Below are 18302 nucleotides of genomic sequence, written 5' to 3'. Positions count from 1 at the left end.
GTGCCAATCGCATCCCGTAGGAACTAGTTTCACCGCAGCGCAGAGTAAGCCACGATCACGCTTCTGCATTGACTATCCGTCACATCTGTCCCCTTCCATCTTTAATTTCCCTCCTCCGCAAGCAAGAGCTGCTGGCTAGGACATTCTTATTGAAAGGCAATTCCATCCAAACCCTGCCAACCCCCGGCGGTGATTACTGTCCAAACGCGGCCTAAATCAATTTCCCAAACCCGTATTTGAGACTGTGTTTCTGCCTGCTCGCTTTCAAAAAAGTCTAGCCTTCGATCTGAAGCAGCTGCGCGACCACGGAGATGGCAATCACATCCGGCTCTTTGCCTGTCACACCGGGAATACCGATAGGCGCCGTGAGCCGGGCGAGGGCATCCTCACGCACCCCGTCAGCCAGAAGCTTTGACCGGAATCGGGCGATTTTGGTCGACGACCCGATCAGGCCCACGAAAGACAAAGGCGAGCGCCTCATAGCCGCAAGCGTCAGACTGTAGTCCAATGGATGATCGTGTGTGAGGATAGCGAGGGCAGCATCGGCCGGTGCTTCTGCCACACAATGCAATATCTCCGTCTCCTGCATCACCGTGACCCCGTCGATGGCCGCCATTTCGGGCCTCGTATCAAACCATGCAAGTTGTAGGGGGAGGCCAATCATGTGCCGCACGATTGCCTGACCGACGTGTCCTGCCCCGAAAAGATAGAACGGGCGGAGTCGCTGGCCTACCGGCTCAACGATGCGGGCGCCGATGTCGGGCCTTTCGCCCCGCGCAGACTGATGCGTTGCCGTCTCCTGCCGGAAGACGGCGCGTTCGATACGACTTTGTCCTAGTGTCGTCACCAGCATGTGGCCTGGTTCTGCATCCTGCAGCCAGTCAAGCCCGCCGGGGTCCAGGTGCTCGATCAGCAGTCGCACCCGCCCACCGCAACACTGGGCGAGCAGCGGACCAAGCGGATAGTCTTGCACCCGCCAGGTTCCAACTGGCAAGGACAGTACGGCCCGGGCCTGTTCGAGTGCCCGGTATTCCAATTGGCCGCCGCCGATCGTGCCAAACTGGCCGCCTGCCGTCGCTACCATGCGCGTGCCGGCCGCGCGCGGCGCGGAGCCTTCGGTGGCTAAAATAGTGACGAGTGCGCAAGGTTCATCTGGCAGGCGGCCAAGCCAGTCAATCCATTGCGTCACGGTGAGGCAAATTGGGCTATGGCTGCCATAACCCGCTCGGGCGTAGCCGGTGCATCAAGCTGCGCCATTTCCCGGCCATCGGGTGCAGCTGCTGCAATGGCACGGTTAAGGGCTGAAAACACCGAAATGGCCAGCATGAAAGGCGGTTCGCCGACCGCCTTCGATCGATTAATGGTGGGTTCGATGTTTTCTCCGTCCCACAGGTTCACAACGAAATGCTTGGCCCGATCGGACGCCGTAGGGATCTTGTAGGTTGCCGGACTATGGGTAAGGAGCCGACCTTCGTGGTCGAACACGAGGTCCTCAGTCGTCAGCCAGCCTTGCCCTTGCAAAAAGCCGCCTTCGATCTGCCCCTTGTCTATCAGAGGATTAAGCGAGCGGCCAACGTCGTGGAGGATATCGACTGCCAGCACTCGGTGTTCGCCGGTGAGCGTGTCAATCGCCACTTCTGAAACCGCAGCGCCGTAAGCGAAGTAATAAAACGGTCTGCCTCGATGGGCTGCACGGTCATATTGGATGCCCGGTGTTGCGTAAAAACCAGTGGCAGAAAGAGAGATACGCCCTATGTGCGCCTTGCGAGCAGCTTCCGCAAAAGTCATTCTTTCCTCGCCAGCCGTTACACCCTCGAGAGAGAACGCAACGTCCCCTTGCCTGCATCCATACAGGCGGGCAAGGAAAGCAGCGAGCCGCTCGCGGATGGTCATTGCCGCATTATGCGCGGCCATGCCGTTGAGGTCCGCCCCCGAGCTGGCCGCGGTGGCCGAGGTATTGGGAACCTTGTCGGTTCGGGTTGCCGTGACGCGCACCTGTGTGAGTGGCACCGCAAAGACGTCGGCAACGATCTGCGCCACTTTCACATAGAGGCCCTGCCCCATTTCGGTGCCGCCGTGGTTCAGCTGGATCGAACCATCCGCATAAAGGTGGACCAGAGCTCCCGCCTGATTGAGATGCGTCGTGGTGAAGCTGATCCCGAACTTCACCGGCGTCAGCGCAATGCCTCTCTTGATCACCGGGCTGGCAGCATTGGATACTTCGATCGCCCTCACTCTCGCATCGTAGTTTGTGTCGCTGCGCAGCCGGGCGATCAACGCGGGGGCGATGTTATCGCTTACCATCATCCCGTAGGGCGTAACGTCCCGGCCCGGGCCGTAGAGGTTCGCAACGCGAACTTCTAATGGTTCTTTTCCCAGCGCAATAGCGACGTGATCGATGATCCGCTCGATTGCGAGCATACCCTGCGGGCCCCCGAAACCGCGAAACGCCGTGGCTGACACGGTGTTGGTCTTCAGCCTTTCAGAAACGATCTCGACGTCTGGCAGGAAATAGCAATTGTCGACGTGGAACATCGCTCGGTCGTTGATCGCAGGAGAAAGATCCTGGCTCGCGCCGCACCGCGATGCGAGATGCAGCGAAAGTGCCAGGATCTGTCCGGCCGCGTCGAACCCGACCTGATAAGCTACCTCGAATTCATGGCGCTTGCCGGTAAGGATCATGTCGTCGTCACGGTCGACTCGGAACTTCGCAGGTCGCCCGGTCTTGGCAGCAACCAAGGCCGCGGCAGCTGCAAAGCCGGTCGCCTGCGTTTCCTTGCCTCCAAAGCCGCCACCCAACCGCCGCACTTCCACCGTGACATCGGCAGAAGAAAGGTTCAGCAAGTTGGCAACCAGATGTTGCACCTCGCTGGGATGCTGCGTGGAGCACAGCAGGTGCAGCTGTCCATCTTCCCCCGGGGTTGCCACGCAGATATGGCCTTCCAGGTAAAAGTGATCTTGCCCTCCCATCGCAAATTCGCCCGAGATGCGCTGTGGAGCCGCCGCCAGAGCCGCGGCGCAGTCGCCGCGTGCCATGCGCTGAGTTTCCTCGATACGGCTGCCTGCCTTACGCGCTTCAGCAATGGAAACGGCAGCGGGCCGTTTCTCGTAGACCACCTTGCCAAGCCGCGCAGCCTTTCGCGCGCTGCGCTGGCTGGTTGCAGCAACAAGGAACAAGGGCTGGCCAGGAAACACCACTTCTCCATCTGCCAACATGGTTTCATCATGGCGAACCGGCCCAGTGTTGTTTTCTCCCGGGATGTCAGCGGCAGTAAAGACCGCCACCACGCCTTCCGCCGCGCGCACTGCCGATAGGTCCATAGATACGATCCGCGCGCTAGTCTCGCTCGCCTGCCCGAAAGCGAGGTGAAGCATGTCTGATGGCTCAGGCGCATCGTCAGCATATCGAGCAAGACCGGTGACGTGCAGATGAGCAGAATCATGCGGATTGTCTGGCTTCAAGCCGGCGCTCCAGGTGTGATCACGTTCAGCCATCTACGGCTTCCACCTGCAGCACGGAAATGCCGGCGCCCTGTTCCCGAAGCCAGAGGCGGCGCAGCAGCATAGCCGCGGCATCGAGACGGTAGCGCGCCGAACCACGTACATCGCTGAGCGGTGCGAAGTCGGCGCGCAACGCCTCGGCAGCAAATGCGAGCGTTGCCTCGCTGAATGGCGCGCCGATCAAAGCAGCCTCGCAGCCTCGAGCACGGCGGGGCGTCGCTGCCATACCGCCAAAAGCGACTCGCGCATCGACGATCAATCCTTGGTCGAGGGTTAGCTTGATCGCGCCGCAAACTGCCGAGATATCGCTGTCGAAACGGCGCGAAAGCTTGGCGATGTGTATGACGTCCTCCGGCTGGGGACGCGGGATGCTGATGCTTTCTACGAACTCACCGGCCCGGCGGTCCTGCTTGCCGTAATCTAGGAAGAAGGAATCCAGCGGTATTGTCCGGCGTCCGGAAAGCGAGCGCAGTGTCAGCTGCGCTCCCAGGGCGATGAGCCCCGGCGGCCCATCGCCAATCGGCGAGCCATTGGCAATGTTGCCGCCCACGGTTGCAGCGCTCCTCACTTGCAATCCGCCGATACGCCGCACCAGTTCTCCAAGGTCCGGATGAAGTCGCGCCATCGGCCCGTGCGCCTCGGCATAACGGACCGCGCCACCCAGCCTCAGGTTCGATGGGCCTTCGTCTATCTCGCTCAGGTCGGCCACATCGCCGAGGAAGATCACCTCACCGAGATCCCTCAGCCCCTTCGTTACCCACACGCCCACATCGGTTGCGCCTGCCACCATTACTGCCTGGGGATGGTCCGCAAGAAGTATCGCCAGTTCATGCGATGTGCGCGGGGCAAACCACGGTTGGCCGCGCCATTCGCCCTTGGTTCCGCCTTCACCGATGGTACTGAGCCGCGCCGCCAAGGGGGCCTCATCCAGAACACGCGTTTGGACTTGTTCGCCAGCTTCGATGATGGGCCCATAACCGGTACAACGGCACAGGTTGCCAGAAAGCATATCGGCTACCGGCAGGTCGCATCCAAGCGCGCCGATGGCCTTTCCCTGCAGCGACATGACGATTCCCGGGGTGCAAAAGCCGCATTGCGATGCACCATTGGCCGCCATGCAGGCCTGTACGCGATTGAGCCGGCCATCGGCTGATAGACTCTCGACCGTCCGCACTGCTTTACCATGAAGCATGGGTAGAAACTGGATGCAGGAATTGACAGCGCGCCATTGAATCTGGCCGTTGGAAGGTGCGCCGACCAGCACCGTGCACGCCCCGCAATCCCCCTCGGCACATCCCTCCTTCGTTCCCGTCCGTCTGCAGGAATAGCGCAGGTAATCGAGGAGCGTCGTGCCGGGATCAAACTCGGTCAATTCGCAGGCGTGCTCGTTAAGTAAAAACCGGACTGTCATGGCGGACCTAGCTCCCCCGATACGTCGAATAGCCGTGGGGCGAGATTAGCAAAGGTACATGATAATGCCCCGCTCCCGCCACACCGAAAGCTATGGGCACACGGTCGAGGAACGGCGGCTGCGACAGAACGATGCCCTTTGCCCGGAAATAGTCCGCGACCGAAAAGGTCAGTAGATAGGAGCCGGGCCCGAGCCTCGGTATGCCAGGGCACCGTCCATCCGCATCGGTTACACCGGTGAAAAGCACACCGCCATCGGCCGCGGCAAGCTCCAGCGCTATTCCCTCGGCCGGACAACCGAAAGTCGTATCGAGGACATGGGTCGACAAACCCGTCATGCAGCTTCCCCCTGGCCCGGCAACTGGTCTGGCGCCGGCCAGCTGCCCAGAAACTCTTGCTCATCGTACGTCAGGAATTCGGCCATCAAGGCATCGCGATCATCGAGGAACAATTGATTGGCCAAGCCCTTCAACAGGCGCGGCAAGGCATTTTGCAGCCCCGAAAGCGCCGAGGCCGATAGTCCAAGGCTGACCAGCGCGGAGTAATTGAACGCAAACAGGCCGTGGATCCGCGCAGGATCCGCGCCCTGTCGCGCAACAAATTCAAAGGCTGGTCCAAGGTAGGGATGCGCATCGATCAAGGCATGACGCGGGCCAGACGGCGTCACACGCTCACCCCAACGCAAGATAAGATCGGCCACGTCGGCCAACTCAGGGCGTAGTCCCGGATCGCTTATAAACCCTGTCGAAACCACCACAAAATCGAATTCGTGGCTTGCCTGCGGCGTAGTCACCTGAATAAGCCCATCGCGCGCGGCCACATCGAGCCAAGGCGCGCCAAGATGAAGCGCGAAGCCGGGCTTGGCAGAGGCGTTCTCAAAGGAATCGTTCGTGGGAGGCTGGTTGTGCCCGAGGAAGCAGCGCATCGCTGCATACTTGGTCTCATCGTCGAGCGCCGGGTAGCGGGCGGTAAACCCTACGCGCTCCATGAAACGGATCGGGTTGACGCGGGGCAAGTCCTTGCGGCGGATAAAGACTTCCGCAGCTGCTACACCCTGAGAAAGCGCAAAGCCAGCATTGTCGAAGGCCGAAGCACCGCCGCCTAGAATGCCTATGCGCTTGCCATGAAGAGCAGCGAAGTCGATCGGTTCGCTGGTGTGGGCCCAGAGCCCCCGCGGCAGATTTTCCCGAACCACCGGCGGTGTATACCACTCGCCTCCGCCTTGAATACCCGTTGCAAGAACGACCTTGCGAGCATGAACCGGCGCGCCTTCGGTGAAGTGCAGGCGGTGCAGCCCTTCCGCCTGCAGAGGCTCGATCCGCACCAGTTTCGCGTCATTTTTCACGGGTAGCGCGAGCACGCGGCGATACCACCGTAAATATTCCATCCAGTCTCGGCGGGCAATCTTGTCGACGCCGGCCCAGCCCTGCGCCCCATGCTGCGCTTCCCACCAGGCACGAAAAGTCAGCGAGGGAATGCCGAAGTCGATGGGATTGAGATGCTTGGGCGTCCGCAGTGTCACCATGCGCGCATAGTTCTCCCATGGCCCTTCGAAACCGGCCGGGTTCTCATCGAAAACCATCGCATGCGGAACGCCCTGCGAACGCAGACCAAAAGCGACTGACAAGCCGCACTGGCCGCCGCCAATTACGGCCACATCAAGAACCCGTGCCCCTTCGAAGTCACGAGGGCGCACCCATTCGGGACGGTTGTGGCCGATCAGTTCGAGTTCGCGCGCAAGCTGCGCTTCGAGTGCTGTCAGGCCTATCGCGCTCATGTCGGATCCTCCAGCCTCAGGCGCACGATTTCACCGATCTGTTCGAGCGCAGCGCCGATTTCCTCCTGCCTACCGTTCTCGAGGCGACGTTCCATAGCCGCCAGAATGCTGTTCTTGTCGTTCAGACGCACACAGATGATGAAGGGAAAGTGGAAGCGCGCGCGATAGGCCGCGTTCATGGCGTGGAAGCGTGCGAACTCCTCCGGGCTAAGCCTGTCGAGCCCGGCGCTCGCCTGCTCGATGGCGGAAGCCTTGGTGAGAGTCCCGTCGATCGCTGCCTTGCCGCCCAATTCCGGGTGCGCGCGGATCAGCCCAAGTTGTTCCTCGATATCGGCCTCGTACATCACCGCGAGCAGATCTGCATGACGATCGCCCGACGACGGCCTGGTATCTGCGCGCGCCTCGAGCCATGGACTGTGTTCGAACAGCGAGGTCACGAAACGCCATCTTCAGGGCTGACATTCCCGGAAACAACCTTCCAGCCATCGCCGAAGCGAACCCAGGTAAGTGTCTGAAGATCCACGTGCTCGGAGCCGTCGCGCAAGAGCTCGGTTTCGACGGTAACGAACCCATCCCCATCAACGGTGATCACGGCCCGGCCCAGCAGTTGCCGCGGAGAATCCCTTGGAACCTCGCGGAACGCAGGAGTTTCCTCGAGCTCGTAAATCACCTCGCCACCGCGGTAACGGTTCTTGGTAACGACCTCATGGACCAGCGCGCCCTTCGCCGGAATGTCGTCCGCCATCAAAGCACTTTCATATGGATGAAATGCAGCGCTTGTTTCGGCGTGGAACCGGGGGGCCTCGATCGTCAAGCCCCTGCTCCCTGATAAGGATGGTGCCTGATCCAGTGCCGGGCTATGTCGATACGACGCGCCACCCAAGCTTCTCCGCTGGACGTGACATGGTCGAGGAAACGCGCCAGCCAGCGGGCGCGGCCGGGCTTTCCGGCTATGCGGCCGTGCAACCCTACCGACATCATTCGGCCGCCCTCCTCGCGCAATTGGTCGAACGTGTCGCGCATGTGGCGGAAGAACTGCTCGCCTTCGGTAAAGCCGTTAAGCGCAACGATCTTCATGTCGTTAACGTCGAGCGTGTAGGGAACGATGAGCTGCGGCCTACCATAACGGTTGTCCCAATAGGGCAAGTCGTCGGCGTAGGAATCAGCGTCATAGAGAAAGCCGGCCTCCTGCGCCACGATCTGCGCGGTGCGCGGCGAGGTGCGGCCCTGATACCAACCCAGGGGACGACTGCCCGTCAGCTTTTCGTGAAGGCAGATGGCCTCCGCGATGTGCGCCCGCTCGGTGGCTTCCGGCACGGACTGGTAGTCGATCCAGCGCAGCCCGTGGCTGGCGATCTCCCAATCTGCATCAAGCATGGCGGCCACGGCCTGGGGATTCATCTCCATAGCCTTGGCAACCCCGAACACGGTAACGGGAAGCTCGCGCTCGAGGAAAAGGCGGTACAACCGCCAAAACCCGGTGCGGCTACCATATTCATACAAACTCTCCATTGCCATCGCCCGGTCCGGGTAGCTCGCCGCGCCAACCATCTCGCTAAGGAAAGCTTCCGACCGTGCATCACCGTTGAGGACGCAGTTCTCGGCGCCCTCTTCGTAGTTGATGACAAATTGCACGGCTACACGCGCGCGGCCGGGCCAACGCGGATCCGGCGGAGTACGGCCATAGCCAACGAGGTCGCGAGGCTTCATGCGTCCCAAGCCCGCATGGCGGCGGGGACTGCTGTGCCCGGCGGCAGGGAGTAGCCTTGCATGCCAAGGCAAGCCTCGAGCGCCGCCAGCGTAAGTAGCACCTTGTGCTTCATCGCATTGTATCCCATCGCTCCGATCCGCCAGATCCTGCCCTCAAGCGGGCCAAAGGCAGTGCCGATTTCGATCTCGAACTGCTCCCGCATGGCCAGGCGTACTGTCTCGCCGTCGACATCTTTCGGGACGAACACGCCGGTAACGTTGGTCATGCGATGAGCATCCTCCCCGAAGATCTCGAGTCCCATCGCGCGAAGGCCTGCCGTCATCGCCCTCCCCGCGGCTTCATGGCGGGCATAACGCGCGGCCAGCCCCTCCTCCAGCACGATGCGCGCACACTCCCGCGCCGCATAGAGCATCGAGGTCGCCTCGGTGTGATGGTTAAGGCGCTTGTCCGACCAGTAGTCCATGACCATGGCGAGATCGAAGTAATTGGACACGATGCGCGGTCCTTGCCCGTCTGCAATGTCGGGGCGGCGAATGCCCTGCTCGAGATGACGGCGCCGGGTTATGTGTTCGGCGGCCGTGTCGGAAATGGTGATCGGTGCTGAGCCCGAGGGACCTCCCAGGCATTTCTGCAGACCGCCGCTCACCACGTCCACCTCCCAGCGATCGGCTGCCAGTTCCATCCCGCCGATGGTGGCGGTAGCATCGACGTAGCTGAGCGCGCCCGCTGCGCGGCATAACGCGCCAAACCCATCCAACGGCTGGACCATGGTGGTCGAGGTATCGCCGTGGATCGTCGCGACCACTTTCGGCTGGCAGCGTGCAATGCCCGCCGCAATGGCATCGAGAGATACGATCTCGCCCCAAGGAGCCTCGACGGTCTCGACGACCGCGCCGATACGAGCGAGGATCTCGCCAAGCAGCAGGCCGAAGCGACCAAAATTGACCACCAGAACCACGTCTCCCGGTGCTACGAGGCTGACCAATGCCGCCTCTATTCCCGCCCGGGCAGTGCCGTCGACAAGCATGGTCCAGCGGTTCGCGGTGCCGAATATCGGCCGGTACAGCGCCATGACCTGATTCATGTAACCAGTCATCTCCGGATCGAACTGTCCGAGGAGGTCGGCGCTCATTGCTCGCAGGACGCGTGGATGAGCGTTGATCGGGCCCGGCCCCATAAGCAGGCGCTGGGGCGGATCGATCTCTCCCAGCAACAGCATCGGATCAAGTTCGATCGGCAAGCGATTCTCCCAAAACTTTCCGGTTCAGTCGCTCAATGAAGCCAAGCATGACCTCAAGCGCAACGTCGGCATCACCAGGCTCGACATGCTCGGCCGGATTGTGACTGACGCCATCCTTGCAGCGAATGAACAGCATGGCAGCAGGGCACAGTGCGGACATGACCATTGCATCATGCCCCGCTCCTGAAACAAGGCGCCGGAGCGGCTGCCCAGCCTCGGCCATGGCGCTCTCCAGCAATTGCATGAGGGCGGCATCGCAGGGGCTGGCAGGCAGATCGTGAACAAGCGCAAGATCGAGAACCAGGCCTCGCTGCGAGGCAAGTAGCTCCAGTTTTTCCTCAATTGCCTTGGCAGCGCGGTCACGCCGTGCCGCCTCGCCGGCACGTATATCGATCGAAAAGCGCACTTCGCCTGCTATCACGTTGGCAGCTCCGGGAGCCGCTTCAAACTTGCCAACAGTGGCCACGAGATCCGACGCGTCTCTCCTCGCTACTTGCTCGACGGCTAGCACCATCTCGGCGGCACCTGCCAACGCGTCCCGGCGTAGCGGCATGGAGGAGGTGCCGGCGTGGCCTGCCGCGCCTCGCAGCGTAACCGCATAGCGCAGCTGCGCGGCGATGCCGGTGACGATACCCAGCGCCAGGCCTTCGGCTTCGAGGACAGGGCCCTGTTCGATATGGGCCTCAAGATAGCCGACGATCTCACCGGGCGAGCGTCGCGCGGCCTCGAAGGTTTTCAGATCAAGCCTGCGAGTAGGCGTGCTGGCGGTAACCACGTCGTAATCGGTTTTGAACGAGGCAAGCGCGGCGGCCAGCGAAACGCCATCGGCATCGGCTATCCGGGCAAGGTCGCCGTCCAGCGTCCCTGCCACTGCCCTGCTCGTCAACATGGCGGCGGGAAAACGCGAGCCTTCCTCGTCCCCGAAACCATAGACTTCTATGGCAAAAGGCAAGCGGCGCTGCTGATCGTTCAGCGCGGCCACGCATTCGATACCCAACAGCACCCCCAACGGCCCATCATAGCGTCCGCCGTCGCGGACAGAATCGAGATGGCTGCCGATCACCAGCGCCGGCGCTCCAGGGTTCTGGCCTTCATAGCGGCCCAGGAGGTTCGCCGCAGGATCGAGGTCCACATGCATTCCCGCCTCCACCATCCAGGCACCGACGAGGTCCAAAGTGGTATGATGGGCAGGCGTCAGATAGCCCCGGTACAGGCCATGCTCAAACTCGCTATAGGGCGCACGTCCAAGGACGTCGCAGCGGGCCGCCGCGCGGGCTCCGCCTACCATGCCGCCACCGCGCCATCGCTGCGCGGATCGCTGGCGCCTTCGAAAGTACCGTCCGTCAGGCGCACGACGGCGCCGGCATGGCCCATCATCTGAGTAAGCGGGCCGACGCGCTGAAGATCGTGCCCGGCCTCGGCAAGTTCAGCATAAAGCGCCTCGCTAAAGCCTTCCTCCAGCTTGAGGGAAGTCGTGACTTCACCCCATGTGCGACCGAGCAACCAGCGCGGGGCGCTGATTGCCTGCTGAAGATCGACGTCAAAGCGGGCATAGCGGCTGAACAGCGCGGCCTGCGTCTGCGGCTGGCCCTCGCCGCCCATGGTGCCATAGGCCATTACTCGCCCGTCGTCGAAGGCGGCCAGCGCCGGATTGAGCGTGTGGAAAGGTTTGCGGCCAGGTTTCAATGCATTCCAGCCACTTCTGGCAAGCCGGAACGAACTTCCCCGATTCTGTATGATTATCCCGGTCTGCGGAAGGACGAGCCCGGAGCCGAATTCGAAATAAGTCGACTGTATGGCAGAGACCACCCGGCCTTCACTGTCAGCCGCTCCGAACCAGCACGTATCGCCCCATTGCGGCGGTTGGGGCCAAGGCAACGCCTTGTCAGGCTCGATTCGCGCCGCAAGCGCATCGACAGCGTCCGGATCTCTCAGCAAGCCCTGGAAGTCGAACCGCGTGTGGCCCGGATCACCCACATGCAGGTCTCGCAGCAGGAATGCCTGCTTTGTCGCCTCGACCAGACCGTGGACGTGCGCGAAACCATCCGGCGCATCGACGCCGAGGCGGTCAAACAATGCCAAGATTAGGAGAGAGGCGAAACCCTGTGTTGGCGGCGCGGTGTTGAAGAGGCGTGCGCCCTTTATCCTGGCTGTAAGCGGTTGGGGACGGGTCGCCTCGTGAGCGGCGAGGTCCGAAGCTGAAATCGGACTGCCAAGCGCGGCAAGGTCCTCAGCTATGCGTGCAGCAAGGCCGCCCCGGTAAAAGCTGTCGAGCCCGTCCGCTGCAAGCGTTCTGAATGTCTGGGCAAGCGCAAGATTGCACAGAATGTCTCCTTTGGCCAATGGACGGCCGCGGGGCTCGAAAACGGACCTGTAGGCCCCCGGCTGAAGGCGTAGCTCATAGCCCTTGCCAGCGGCGATGGCTGCGCCCCCTGCGGTGACGGGCACTCCTTTTTCGGCATAGTGGATCGCACTAAGCAGCAGCCGTTCAAGCGAGAGTTTTCCGCCTCCTGTGCCGAGGGCTGCGGCCCAGGCCGAGATCGTCCCTGGCACTGTGTTCGCCGCCAGAGGCCCGCGCGCAGGCACTGCTTCGAGCCCGTCGTAGAGCGCCAGGTCGGCACGGGCGGCAGCGCCTCCGCAGCCATGAACAGCGTGAACATGACCATCGGGCTCACGTATCAGCCAGAAACCGTCTCCCCCGATCGCTGTCATGTGCGGATAGACCACGGAAAGGACTGCGGCGGTAGCAACGCTGGCTTCCACCGCGTTGCCCCCGTCGCGCAGGACTGAAACCCCAGCCTCGGCCGCCAGGTGATGCGGCGCCGTCACTATACCGTGAGAGGCCTTTGTGGCCGCGGTCATGCAACGGTTCACGCCGCCGTCCATTGCATATCGAACCACGCTGGCATAGCCGCGGCGGATGACACCACGAAGCCGGTAATGCCGTCGTCCTCAAGCTTCGCCGCAAAATGCATTAAGTCGGGCTCGCCGCCGGGCTTGCCGATCAATTGCAATCCGATCGGTAACCTTCCTTCTCGGCGCAGCGGAACCGACAGCGAAGGTAACCCAGCAAAGGTGATCGGCTGAGTATGGATCCCGAGGTCAGCGCGGGCGGGTGAAAGTGCGCCGTCGATCAGAATCCGCGGGTCTTCGATCAAAGGCGCCGTGCAAGGCGTGGTCGGCGCGAGCAGTACGTCGAAATCGGCCATTACCTTTTGGAGTTCGCGCAGGAACGACCGCCTGAACCTGGACGCCTCTTCGTAGATACCACGAGGCAACAATACTCCGGCGAGAAGACGATCCCGCGTCGCCGGATCAAACGCCATGGCCTGTTCCGACAGAGCATCGCGATGTTGGCTCCCCCCCTCGAAGGCCGTCATGAGAAACGCAGCGGAACGCGCACGGCCGACATCCGGGAACTCGACCAACGGCGTGCCGCCTGCGATGACGTCAATCGCCGCAAGCTGCTCGGGATCGGCGTTCTCGCGAAACCGTCCTCCAAGGCGCGCTACTCTTAGCGGGCGGCCGCAGGGCGCGGCGTCTCTGCTCGAAAGAACTTCCCATACCAGCGCCATATCGCCCGCGCTGACGGTGAAGGGCCCGACATCATCGAAACTCTTTGCAAATGGAAAGACGCCTGTCAGCGGCAAACCTTCATGGGAGGGCTTCAGACCGTAAATACCCGTGAGGCTGGCGGGAACGCGCACCGAGCCATTTGTGTCCGACCCGAGCGAAAATGGCAGCATGCCACCGGCAACCGCTGCCGCAGACCCGCCTGACGAACCACCTGCCAACCGGCTCTGATCGTGTGGGTTGCGAGTAGTGCCGTGGCGCGCATTGATCGTCGCGAAGCCGTAGGCAAACTCGTCCATGTTGAGCGTCGCAACCAGGATCGCACCGGCGTTGCGCAGCCGGGCGATGGCCTCGGCATCGGCTTTGGCCGGCGGCGCTTCCGCATAGATTGTAGAACCTGCGGTGGTCGGCAAACCTGCAATGTCAAACAGATCCTTGACGCCATATGGCACACCCGCCAGAGGCCCCGGATCCGCGCCAGCTGCCACTAATGCGTCCACAGCCCGCGCTTCGGCTCGGGCGCGTTCGGGCAAAAGGCGAGTTATTGCATGGAGAGAATCACGTGATGGATCCGGCAACGCGGCAAGGCATTTCTCCAACAGGTCGATAGCGGAAATACGCCTGGAAAGAACGGCAGAAGCGATGTCGCGGACCGGGCTCAATGCCGGTTCTTTCCGGAAATCCCCCGCATCGTCGAAACGTGCCTGGAGATAATTTCAAGATTATCCTTCAATCCGGCATGGCACCTTTCCGGAACTGTAAGGCCCTGTGCGCTCGCCGCTTCTGCAATCTGCTCATCTGTCAGAGGAAGCTGGGCTAAATCTGTTTGGTTCTTGTAGTCAGGTATCGTGCTTACCCCTGCCTGGCCGGCAATCAAGGCGGCGAATTGGCGACCTTGGATCGCTCCACGACCTTAGGCGCACTCCCGACCGGGTCTATATCATATTGGCACACGCCCCGTTCGAGAAATGCGGGCGGCTGTCTCTCGAAGCCTCTTGGCGGCATCGAGCTGCACCATTCGGGGTTCATTTTGCGAAGATCACAGACCGGTCAATCCCAACCGGGGTCGTAACTCTTCTGAATCCGAGACAATGTCTGACCGCAGCCTCACAGCTCCTGAAGAGATCAAGGCTGGCGTTGTCAGGATGCCGAACATCATTAGCGCTGGCGCGCGCCTCGGCAGATTTTCAGTCACACCGTTAAGGTGAAAATTAAATACCCCGACTCCAAGCAAATCACCCGCAGTCGCAGCCAAACAAAACCGATGCTAAGGCAGGAGCTTCTGCTGCACGCTGCAAAGGAACTCGGCTGGTTCACGTCACGGTGTGAACCTTAGCAGCCGTCTTCCCGCAGGAGTTATAGCTCCGCCGATGCGCGAAGCCGAGCAGGAGGCATTATGCCTGATTTTGTTCGGCCCCCTGCCCTTCCCTGCCTTGCTACCCGGCTCGATTGTCATCCACGAAACAGAGAAACGGGCGCTGTTCGGCCGCATCGGCGTATGCGACCAGCAGCCGTCCTGTTTCCAAGGCCGTTAGAAGAAGTCATGCGCATTTCAGACAGCAGTGGACAAGCAGCGGCGGTCGCGTCAATGCAGTTTCAGGCGCGGCCGGACGATGCGGTTCACATGACCTACGACGATCAGTGCCGCGCCCTTAATCCAGCCGTGAATTGCAATCAGGTGCATGCGATACAGCGACATGTAGAGGAACCTGGCCAGCCGGCCTTCGACGGCCAACTTTCCGCCGACCAGATTGCCCATCAGCGATCCCACCGTCGAGAAGCGGCTGAGTGACACCAAGGATCCGTGATCCTTATAAACGAACGGAACCGTCGCGTTGCCGGTCATAAGGCGGCCCAGATTGCGGAACACTACGTCGGCCATCTGGTGCGCGGCCTGCGCGCGCGGAGGCACAGGACGTTCCTGGCCCGCCAACACGCAGAATGCACAGTCACCGATAGCGAAGACACGTTCATCTTTAGTTGATTGCAAGCTGGGACGTACCACGACCTGGCCCGAACGAGCCAATTCTAATCCATCCAGTCCACCGGCGATGGGTGCGGCCTTAACGCCGGCCGCCCAGACCTGGAGATCCGCAGCGATCACCTCGCCGCCGCGCGTCACCATACCTTCGGCTGTAGAAGCAATAATTTGGGTATCGGTGAGCACGCGCACGCCCAACGCCTCCAGTTCGTGATGGGCAGCGGCCGCAAGCCGTTCGGGCAGGGCCGGCAGGATGCGCGGCCCGGCTTCGATAAGCGTCACTTCGAGGCGGCTGCCGTCGAACACTTCAAGCCCATAGAAGCCCAGCGCATCTGCCGCGTTGAACAGTTCGGCCGCCAGTTCCACGCCGGTAGCCCCGCCGCCCACGATCGCAATCCGAACTCGCGCGTTGCTTGCCGGATTAGCAGTCATCTCGCGCGATACGCGCAAACACTGGTCGAGCAGCCGATCGCGGAACCGGTCTGCTTGCTTGTGGCTGTCCAGGAAGGTGCAGTTCGCTGCGACACCCGGAGTGCCAAAATCATTAGTAACCGATCCGTAGGCCAGCACCAGATAGTCGTAGCGAATGGTGTGGGCGGCAACCACTTCCCTGCCGGTGTCGTCGTTGACCGGGGCCAGATGGACTTGGCGCGCCGCGCGATCGATTGAGGAGAGCGTCCCGTAGAAGTAGCGATAGCCCCAGCGATGGCAGTGGCTGCGATAGCCTACCTCGTCCATGTTGGCATCGAGCGACCCCGTTGCAACTTCATGGAGCAGCGGTTTCCAGATATGCGTGCGGTTGCGATCGATCAGGATGATGTCGTGGTGCTTACGCCCGTAGCGCCTTCCCAGCTTGGCGGCGAGTTCGAGCCCCGCCGCGCCCCCTCCGACGATCACGATCTGCGTCTTGCCGATCTTCATTATCTACTCCGGGAAATTGAGGCGCTGTTTTATCAAAAAGAAAAGCCGGCCACTTGGGCCGGCTTTGAAAAGTTTGGGAGAGGATGCCTGAAAGGCGCTTCGATGTTCCGTCATGCTGCAACGCAGCACAAGTGCAAATTTAGCGCTGAGCGATGAAAATAACGCAAGCGATGTTCCTGGTCTTATCCTCGGGCGCCGTGAGCGATCCCGCACCATCCGTAAAAAGCATCTGGCTGCCGCTGCACAAGTTAAGGCGTTGAAATCGATTTGCGTGACGTCAACCCAAACGCACAATTTTCTCGACACTTAAATTCGCCGCTTCTCTCCTGCTACAACTCAGGGGTTTTCATCCCGTTGCACCTACCAGACCAGCCCGCTGCGAAATCGAGGCCGACACCGATCGGTGCAGAGTTGCGGGAAAGTGGCGTACCCTTCACCGCAAAGTTAGGCGCCTGCCCGTCGAAGCCCAGTGAGCCATCGGCAGGCAGGTCCCCGAAACCGTGCTGCAAAGTGCGGCAGCAATGCCGAGTTCTCGCCCATTTCGAAGCGCGCTTGCGCCCTGATGCCCAGCGACGAGAACAGTGCATCGGCGTTCGACACCTTACCGGTTAGCGACACAGCCGAACCGTTTTCGTTGATGCTGCACGCGCCGAGATAGGCATAGGACAGACCTACGAAAGGCTTCAATGCCCCCTCCTTCAGGCCGATCGGATGGCTCGCTTCGCCGAACACCTGAGCGGCGGTGGCTTGATAGTCATCGCCCTCCTTGCTGCTGAAGCGGCGAAAGCCACGGAGCGGTCGATCAAAATGTCGTTATCCGCTACGCTGGCCTCAGCGGCGCGTCGCATTGCGCGACTATGGCCTGACCAGCTTCTGATAAGGCTCGAATACCGACGAAGGGTGGCATCCAGCGCATCAGCCGCGCACCTCGCTTAAAGGAGTTTTTGCCCGAGCTCTTAAATTCGCAAGAACGGAGCATCCAGAGCGTTAAGCGGCTCGCAGCCGCTTTCGGTAATCAACCACAGATCCTCCAGATGTACATTTCCGCCAGCATCCAGATGCAGCACAGGGCAATCCACGCTAAGCACCATATCCTTGCCGATAACATGATCCGCCTTGTTGAAATGGATCGTGTCGCCTTCAAAGGCTTCATCGGTATGGTACAGGCCAACGCTATGGGGCGTACAAGCTATATCGACGTCATGGCCCGCTGCGCGCGCCGCCTCCTTCCCAATCCGGCGCACGTCAGAATAGCGCAGACCCGGTGCAAGTGCTTGCGCAATAGCGTTATTAGCGCAGCTGGCCGCTTCCACCATCCGCAGAACTACAGGGTCGGGCTCACCAACAAATACCGTTCGGCCATAGTCGCCATGATAGCCCGCATAGTGGCTGACTGCGTCGACCTGAAAACTGCGTCCCTCACGGATCACACCATCGCGCTGGCGCATAGCCATGCTGTCAGTGGAAATGAACAGCGGAATTCCTCCGCGCCTGCCGGTTTCCGCAAAGAATGCTCTTCGCAGCTCCTCGTAAGTGTTGCCCGCCGAGATCGAACAAATAGCCGCGCGTGCCGCCTCGGCATTGCTTCGCGCCGCGTGACGCATCAGTGCAATCTCCCGCCGAGATTTCACCATTCGTATCCGGCGAAGCAGGGGCTCGGCGGCAAACGAACGGCAAGCCTCACTAAGCAGGCCCCCAACCACTGGCGCGTCGGCACAGAGGCTTCCCAGAAAAGGGGCAGTGGCCGCCTTGAGCGCCGAGGCGACGTCGGGATAAGCCGAAGTGCGCGCGAGAACATTAAGCGTGGATCGGCGGCTGAACCCGTCCCACGGATCCTCCCGGCCGCCAACCGGTTCAGCCAGGAAAACCGGCGCGGCGGCATCGCCTTCAAGCCCTTCGGGCGCGGTATAGAGCAGAATCTCGAGCCCACCTTCGTCGGCGGCATCATCGACGTCATGCAGATAATGGATGAACTGGCTGGTGATGAGCGTTACCGGCCGGGCGGCGTCTGCCGGCACGACCGCGAATGCCGCGCCGGTCTGCCCCATGGCCACCGTTTGCGGCCAAAAACCGCTTGCGTGATAAATGTTGGTGGGATCTGCCAAAACGAGCGCACCGACACCGCGCTCCCCCATCACCCGTTGCGCCTCGGCGCGATTGATCAGCGGGGCCAATCCCGACATGCCCG

General features: G+C 61.4%; 17 protein-coding genes and 1 pseudogene. 3 read left to right on the top strand and 15 right to left on the bottom strand.

Going from position 1 to position 18302, the window contains the following annotated elements:
- Positions 1-274: 274 nt before the first annotated feature.
- From xdhC to AC1VV3_RS25965, 12 genes are read right to left on the bottom strand one after another with little or no spacing between them, the layout of a single operon-like run.
- Positions 275-1189 (bottom strand): xanthine dehydrogenase accessory protein XdhC, encoded by a 915-nt coding sequence (gene xdhC / locus AC1VV3_RS26020; RefSeq protein ID WP_132270085.1) that lies wholly within the window; start codon positions 1187-1189, stop codon positions 275-277.
- Positions 1186-3495 (bottom strand): xanthine dehydrogenase molybdopterin binding subunit, encoded by a 2310-nt coding sequence (xdhB, locus tag AC1VV3_RS26015; RefSeq protein ID WP_132270087.1) that lies wholly within the window; start codon positions 3493-3495, stop codon positions 1186-1188. The genes xdhC and xdhB overlap by 4 nt, the downstream gene beginning before the upstream one ends.
- Entirely contained in the window at positions 3488-4912 is a 1425-nt protein-coding gene (gene xdhA, locus AC1VV3_RS26010; protein ID WP_482963301.1) for a xanthine dehydrogenase small subunit, read from the bottom strand. The genes xdhB and xdhA overlap by 8 nt, the downstream gene beginning before the upstream one ends.
- Positions 4913-4919: 7 nt before the next feature.
- Complete coding sequence (uraH, locus tag AC1VV3_RS26005) at positions 4920-5249, bottom strand: hydroxyisourate hydrolase (RefSeq protein WP_132270090.1); 330 nt, start codon at positions 5247-5249, stop codon at positions 4920-4922.
- Positions 5246-6688, bottom strand: a complete 1443-nt coding sequence (locus AC1VV3_RS26000) for an FAD/NAD(P)-binding protein (protein WP_465128399.1) — start codon at positions 6686-6688, stop codon at positions 5246-5248. Before AC1VV3_RS26000 ends, uraH begins: the two co-directional genes overlap by 4 nt.
- Positions 6685-7125 (bottom strand): 2-oxo-4-hydroxy-4-carboxy-5-ureidoimidazoline decarboxylase, encoded by a 441-nt coding sequence (gene uraD / locus AC1VV3_RS25995; RefSeq protein ID WP_132270094.1) that lies wholly within the window; start codon positions 7123-7125, stop codon positions 6685-6687. The genes AC1VV3_RS26000 and uraD overlap by 4 nt, the downstream gene beginning before the upstream one ends.
- Positions 7122-7502 carry an AtzH-like domain-containing protein gene (locus tag AC1VV3_RS25990; protein ID WP_482963300.1) on the bottom strand — a complete coding sequence of 127 codons (381 nt, stop codon included), beginning with the start codon at positions 7500-7502 and terminating at the stop codon, positions 7122-7124. The genes uraD and AC1VV3_RS25990 overlap by 4 nt, the downstream gene beginning before the upstream one ends.
- Positions 7499-8398, bottom strand: a complete 900-nt coding sequence (gene puuE, locus AC1VV3_RS25985) for an allantoinase PuuE (protein ID WP_132270098.1) — start codon at positions 8396-8398, stop codon at positions 7499-7501. Before puuE ends, AC1VV3_RS25990 begins: the two co-directional genes overlap by 4 nt.
- Positions 8395-9618, bottom strand: a complete 1224-nt coding sequence (locus tag AC1VV3_RS25980; RefSeq protein WP_465128855.1) for a pyridoxal-phosphate-dependent aminotransferase family protein — start codon at positions 9616-9618, stop codon at positions 8395-8397. The genes puuE and AC1VV3_RS25980 overlap by 4 nt, the downstream gene beginning before the upstream one ends.
- A gap of 4 nt (positions 9619-9622) precedes the next feature.
- Positions 9623-10927 carry an allantoate amidohydrolase gene (locus tag AC1VV3_RS25975; RefSeq protein ID WP_465128401.1) on the bottom strand — a complete coding sequence of 435 codons (1305 nt, stop codon included), beginning with the start codon at positions 10925-10927 and terminating at the stop codon, positions 9623-9625.
- Positions 10921-12501, bottom strand: coding sequence for a gamma-glutamyltransferase family protein (locus AC1VV3_RS25970; RefSeq protein WP_482963299.1), 1581 nt, complete (start codon positions 12499-12501; stop codon positions 10921-10923). Before AC1VV3_RS25970 ends, AC1VV3_RS25975 begins: the two co-directional genes overlap by 7 nt.
- Positions 12502-12509: 8 nt before the next feature.
- Positions 12510-13874, bottom strand: a complete 1365-nt coding sequence (locus tag AC1VV3_RS25965) for an AtzE family amidohydrolase (protein WP_465128403.1) — start codon at positions 13872-13874, stop codon at positions 12510-12512.
- A 521-nt stretch (positions 13875-14395) separates the two neighbouring features.
- Here AC1VV3_RS25965 and AC1VV3_RS25960 point away from each other — a divergent pair.
- Positions 14396-14548, top strand: coding sequence for a DinB/UmuC family translesion DNA polymerase (locus AC1VV3_RS25960; protein WP_465128856.1), 153 nt, complete (start codon positions 14396-14398; stop codon positions 14546-14548).
- 34 nt (positions 14549-14582) lie between these two features.
- Positions 14583-14747 carry a hypothetical protein gene (locus AC1VV3_RS25955; protein WP_165921560.1) on the top strand — a complete coding sequence of 55 codons (165 nt, stop codon included), beginning with the start codon at positions 14583-14585 and terminating at the stop codon, positions 14745-14747.
- Positions 14748-14797: 50 nt separating this feature from the next.
- Here AC1VV3_RS25955 and AC1VV3_RS25950 read toward each other — a convergent pair whose 3' ends face one another.
- The gene (locus AC1VV3_RS25950; RefSeq protein ID WP_132270106.1) at positions 14798-16114 is read right to left on the bottom strand and encodes an NAD(P)/FAD-dependent oxidoreductase; all 1317 of its coding nucleotides are present in this window, start codon (positions 16112-16114) and stop codon (positions 14798-14800) included.
- 112 nt (positions 16115-16226) lie between these two features.
- On the opposite strand from AC1VV3_RS25950, the gene AC1VV3_RS25945 reads away from it, so the two are divergent.
- A complete protein-coding gene (locus AC1VV3_RS25945) occupies positions 16227-16424 on the top strand; it encodes a hypothetical protein (protein ID WP_482963298.1) in 198 nt (65 codons plus the stop codon).
- A gap of 134 nt (positions 16425-16558) precedes the next feature.
- Here AC1VV3_RS25945 and AC1VV3_RS25940 read toward each other — a convergent pair.
- A pseudogene (locus tag AC1VV3_RS25940) lies at positions 16559-16879 on the bottom strand (autotransporter domain-containing protein); the annotation flags it as partial.
- A gap of 191 nt (positions 16880-17070) precedes the next feature.
- Positions 17071-18297, bottom strand: coding sequence for a M24 family metallopeptidase (locus tag AC1VV3_RS25935; RefSeq protein WP_465128857.1), 1227 nt, complete (start codon positions 18295-18297; stop codon positions 17071-17073).
- Between the last annotated feature and the right edge of the window lie 5 nt (positions 18298-18302).

Source organism: Novosphingobium sp. BL-S-34, assembly GCF_056857015.1.
Note: the sequence above shows the minus strand (reverse complement) of the source record. Positions and strands in the feature narration are given on the sequence as shown.

What these genes read in the sequence shown, in the direction of transcription:
- xdhB (WP_132270087.1), bottom strand. Translation starts at nt 3,495, where the DNA reads ATGGCTGAACGTGATCACACCTGGAGCGCCGGCTTGAAGCCAGACAAT.
- xdhA (WP_482963301.1), bottom strand. Translation starts at nt 4,912, where the DNA reads ATGACAGTCCGGTTTTTACTTAACGAGCACGCCTGCGAATTGACCGAG.
- uraH (WP_132270090.1), bottom strand. Translation starts at nt 5,249, where the DNA reads ATGACGGGTTTGTCGACCCATGTCCTCGATACGACTTTCGGTTGTCCG.
- AC1VV3_RS26000 (WP_465128399.1), bottom strand. Translation starts at nt 6,688, where the DNA reads ATGAGCGCGATAGGCCTGACAGCACTCGAAGCGCAGCTTGCGCGCGAA.
- puuE (WP_132270098.1), bottom strand. Translation starts at nt 8,398, where the DNA reads ATGAAGCCTCGCGACCTCGTTGGCTATGGCCGTACTCCGCCGGATCCG.
- AC1VV3_RS25980 (WP_465128855.1), bottom strand. Translation starts at nt 9,618, where the DNA reads ATGCTGTTGCTGGGAGAGATCGATCCGCCCCAGCGCCTGCTTATGGGG.
- AC1VV3_RS25975 (WP_465128401.1), bottom strand. Translation starts at nt 10,927, where the DNA reads ATGGTAGGCGGAGCCCGCGCGGCGGCCCGCTGCGACGTCCTTGGACGT.
- AC1VV3_RS25970 (WP_482963299.1), bottom strand. Translation starts at nt 12,501, where the DNA reads ATGACCGCGGCCACAAAGGCCTCTCACGGTATAGTGACGGCGCCGCAT.
- AC1VV3_RS25955 (WP_165921560.1), top strand. Translation starts at nt 14,583, where the DNA reads ATGCGCGAAGCCGAGCAGGAGGCATTATGCCTGATTTTGTTCGGCCCC.
- AC1VV3_RS25950 (WP_132270106.1), bottom strand. Translation starts at nt 16,114, where the DNA reads ATGAAGATCGGCAAGACGCAGATCGTGATCGTCGGAGGGGGCGCGGCG.
- AC1VV3_RS25945 (WP_482963298.1), top strand. Translation starts at nt 16,227, where the DNA reads ATGCTGCAACGCAGCACAAGTGCAAATTTAGCGCTGAGCGATGAAAAT.
- AC1VV3_RS25935 (WP_465128857.1), bottom strand. Translation starts at nt 18,297, where the DNA reads ATGTCGGGATTGGCCCCGCTGATCAATCGCGCCGAGGCGCAACGGGTG.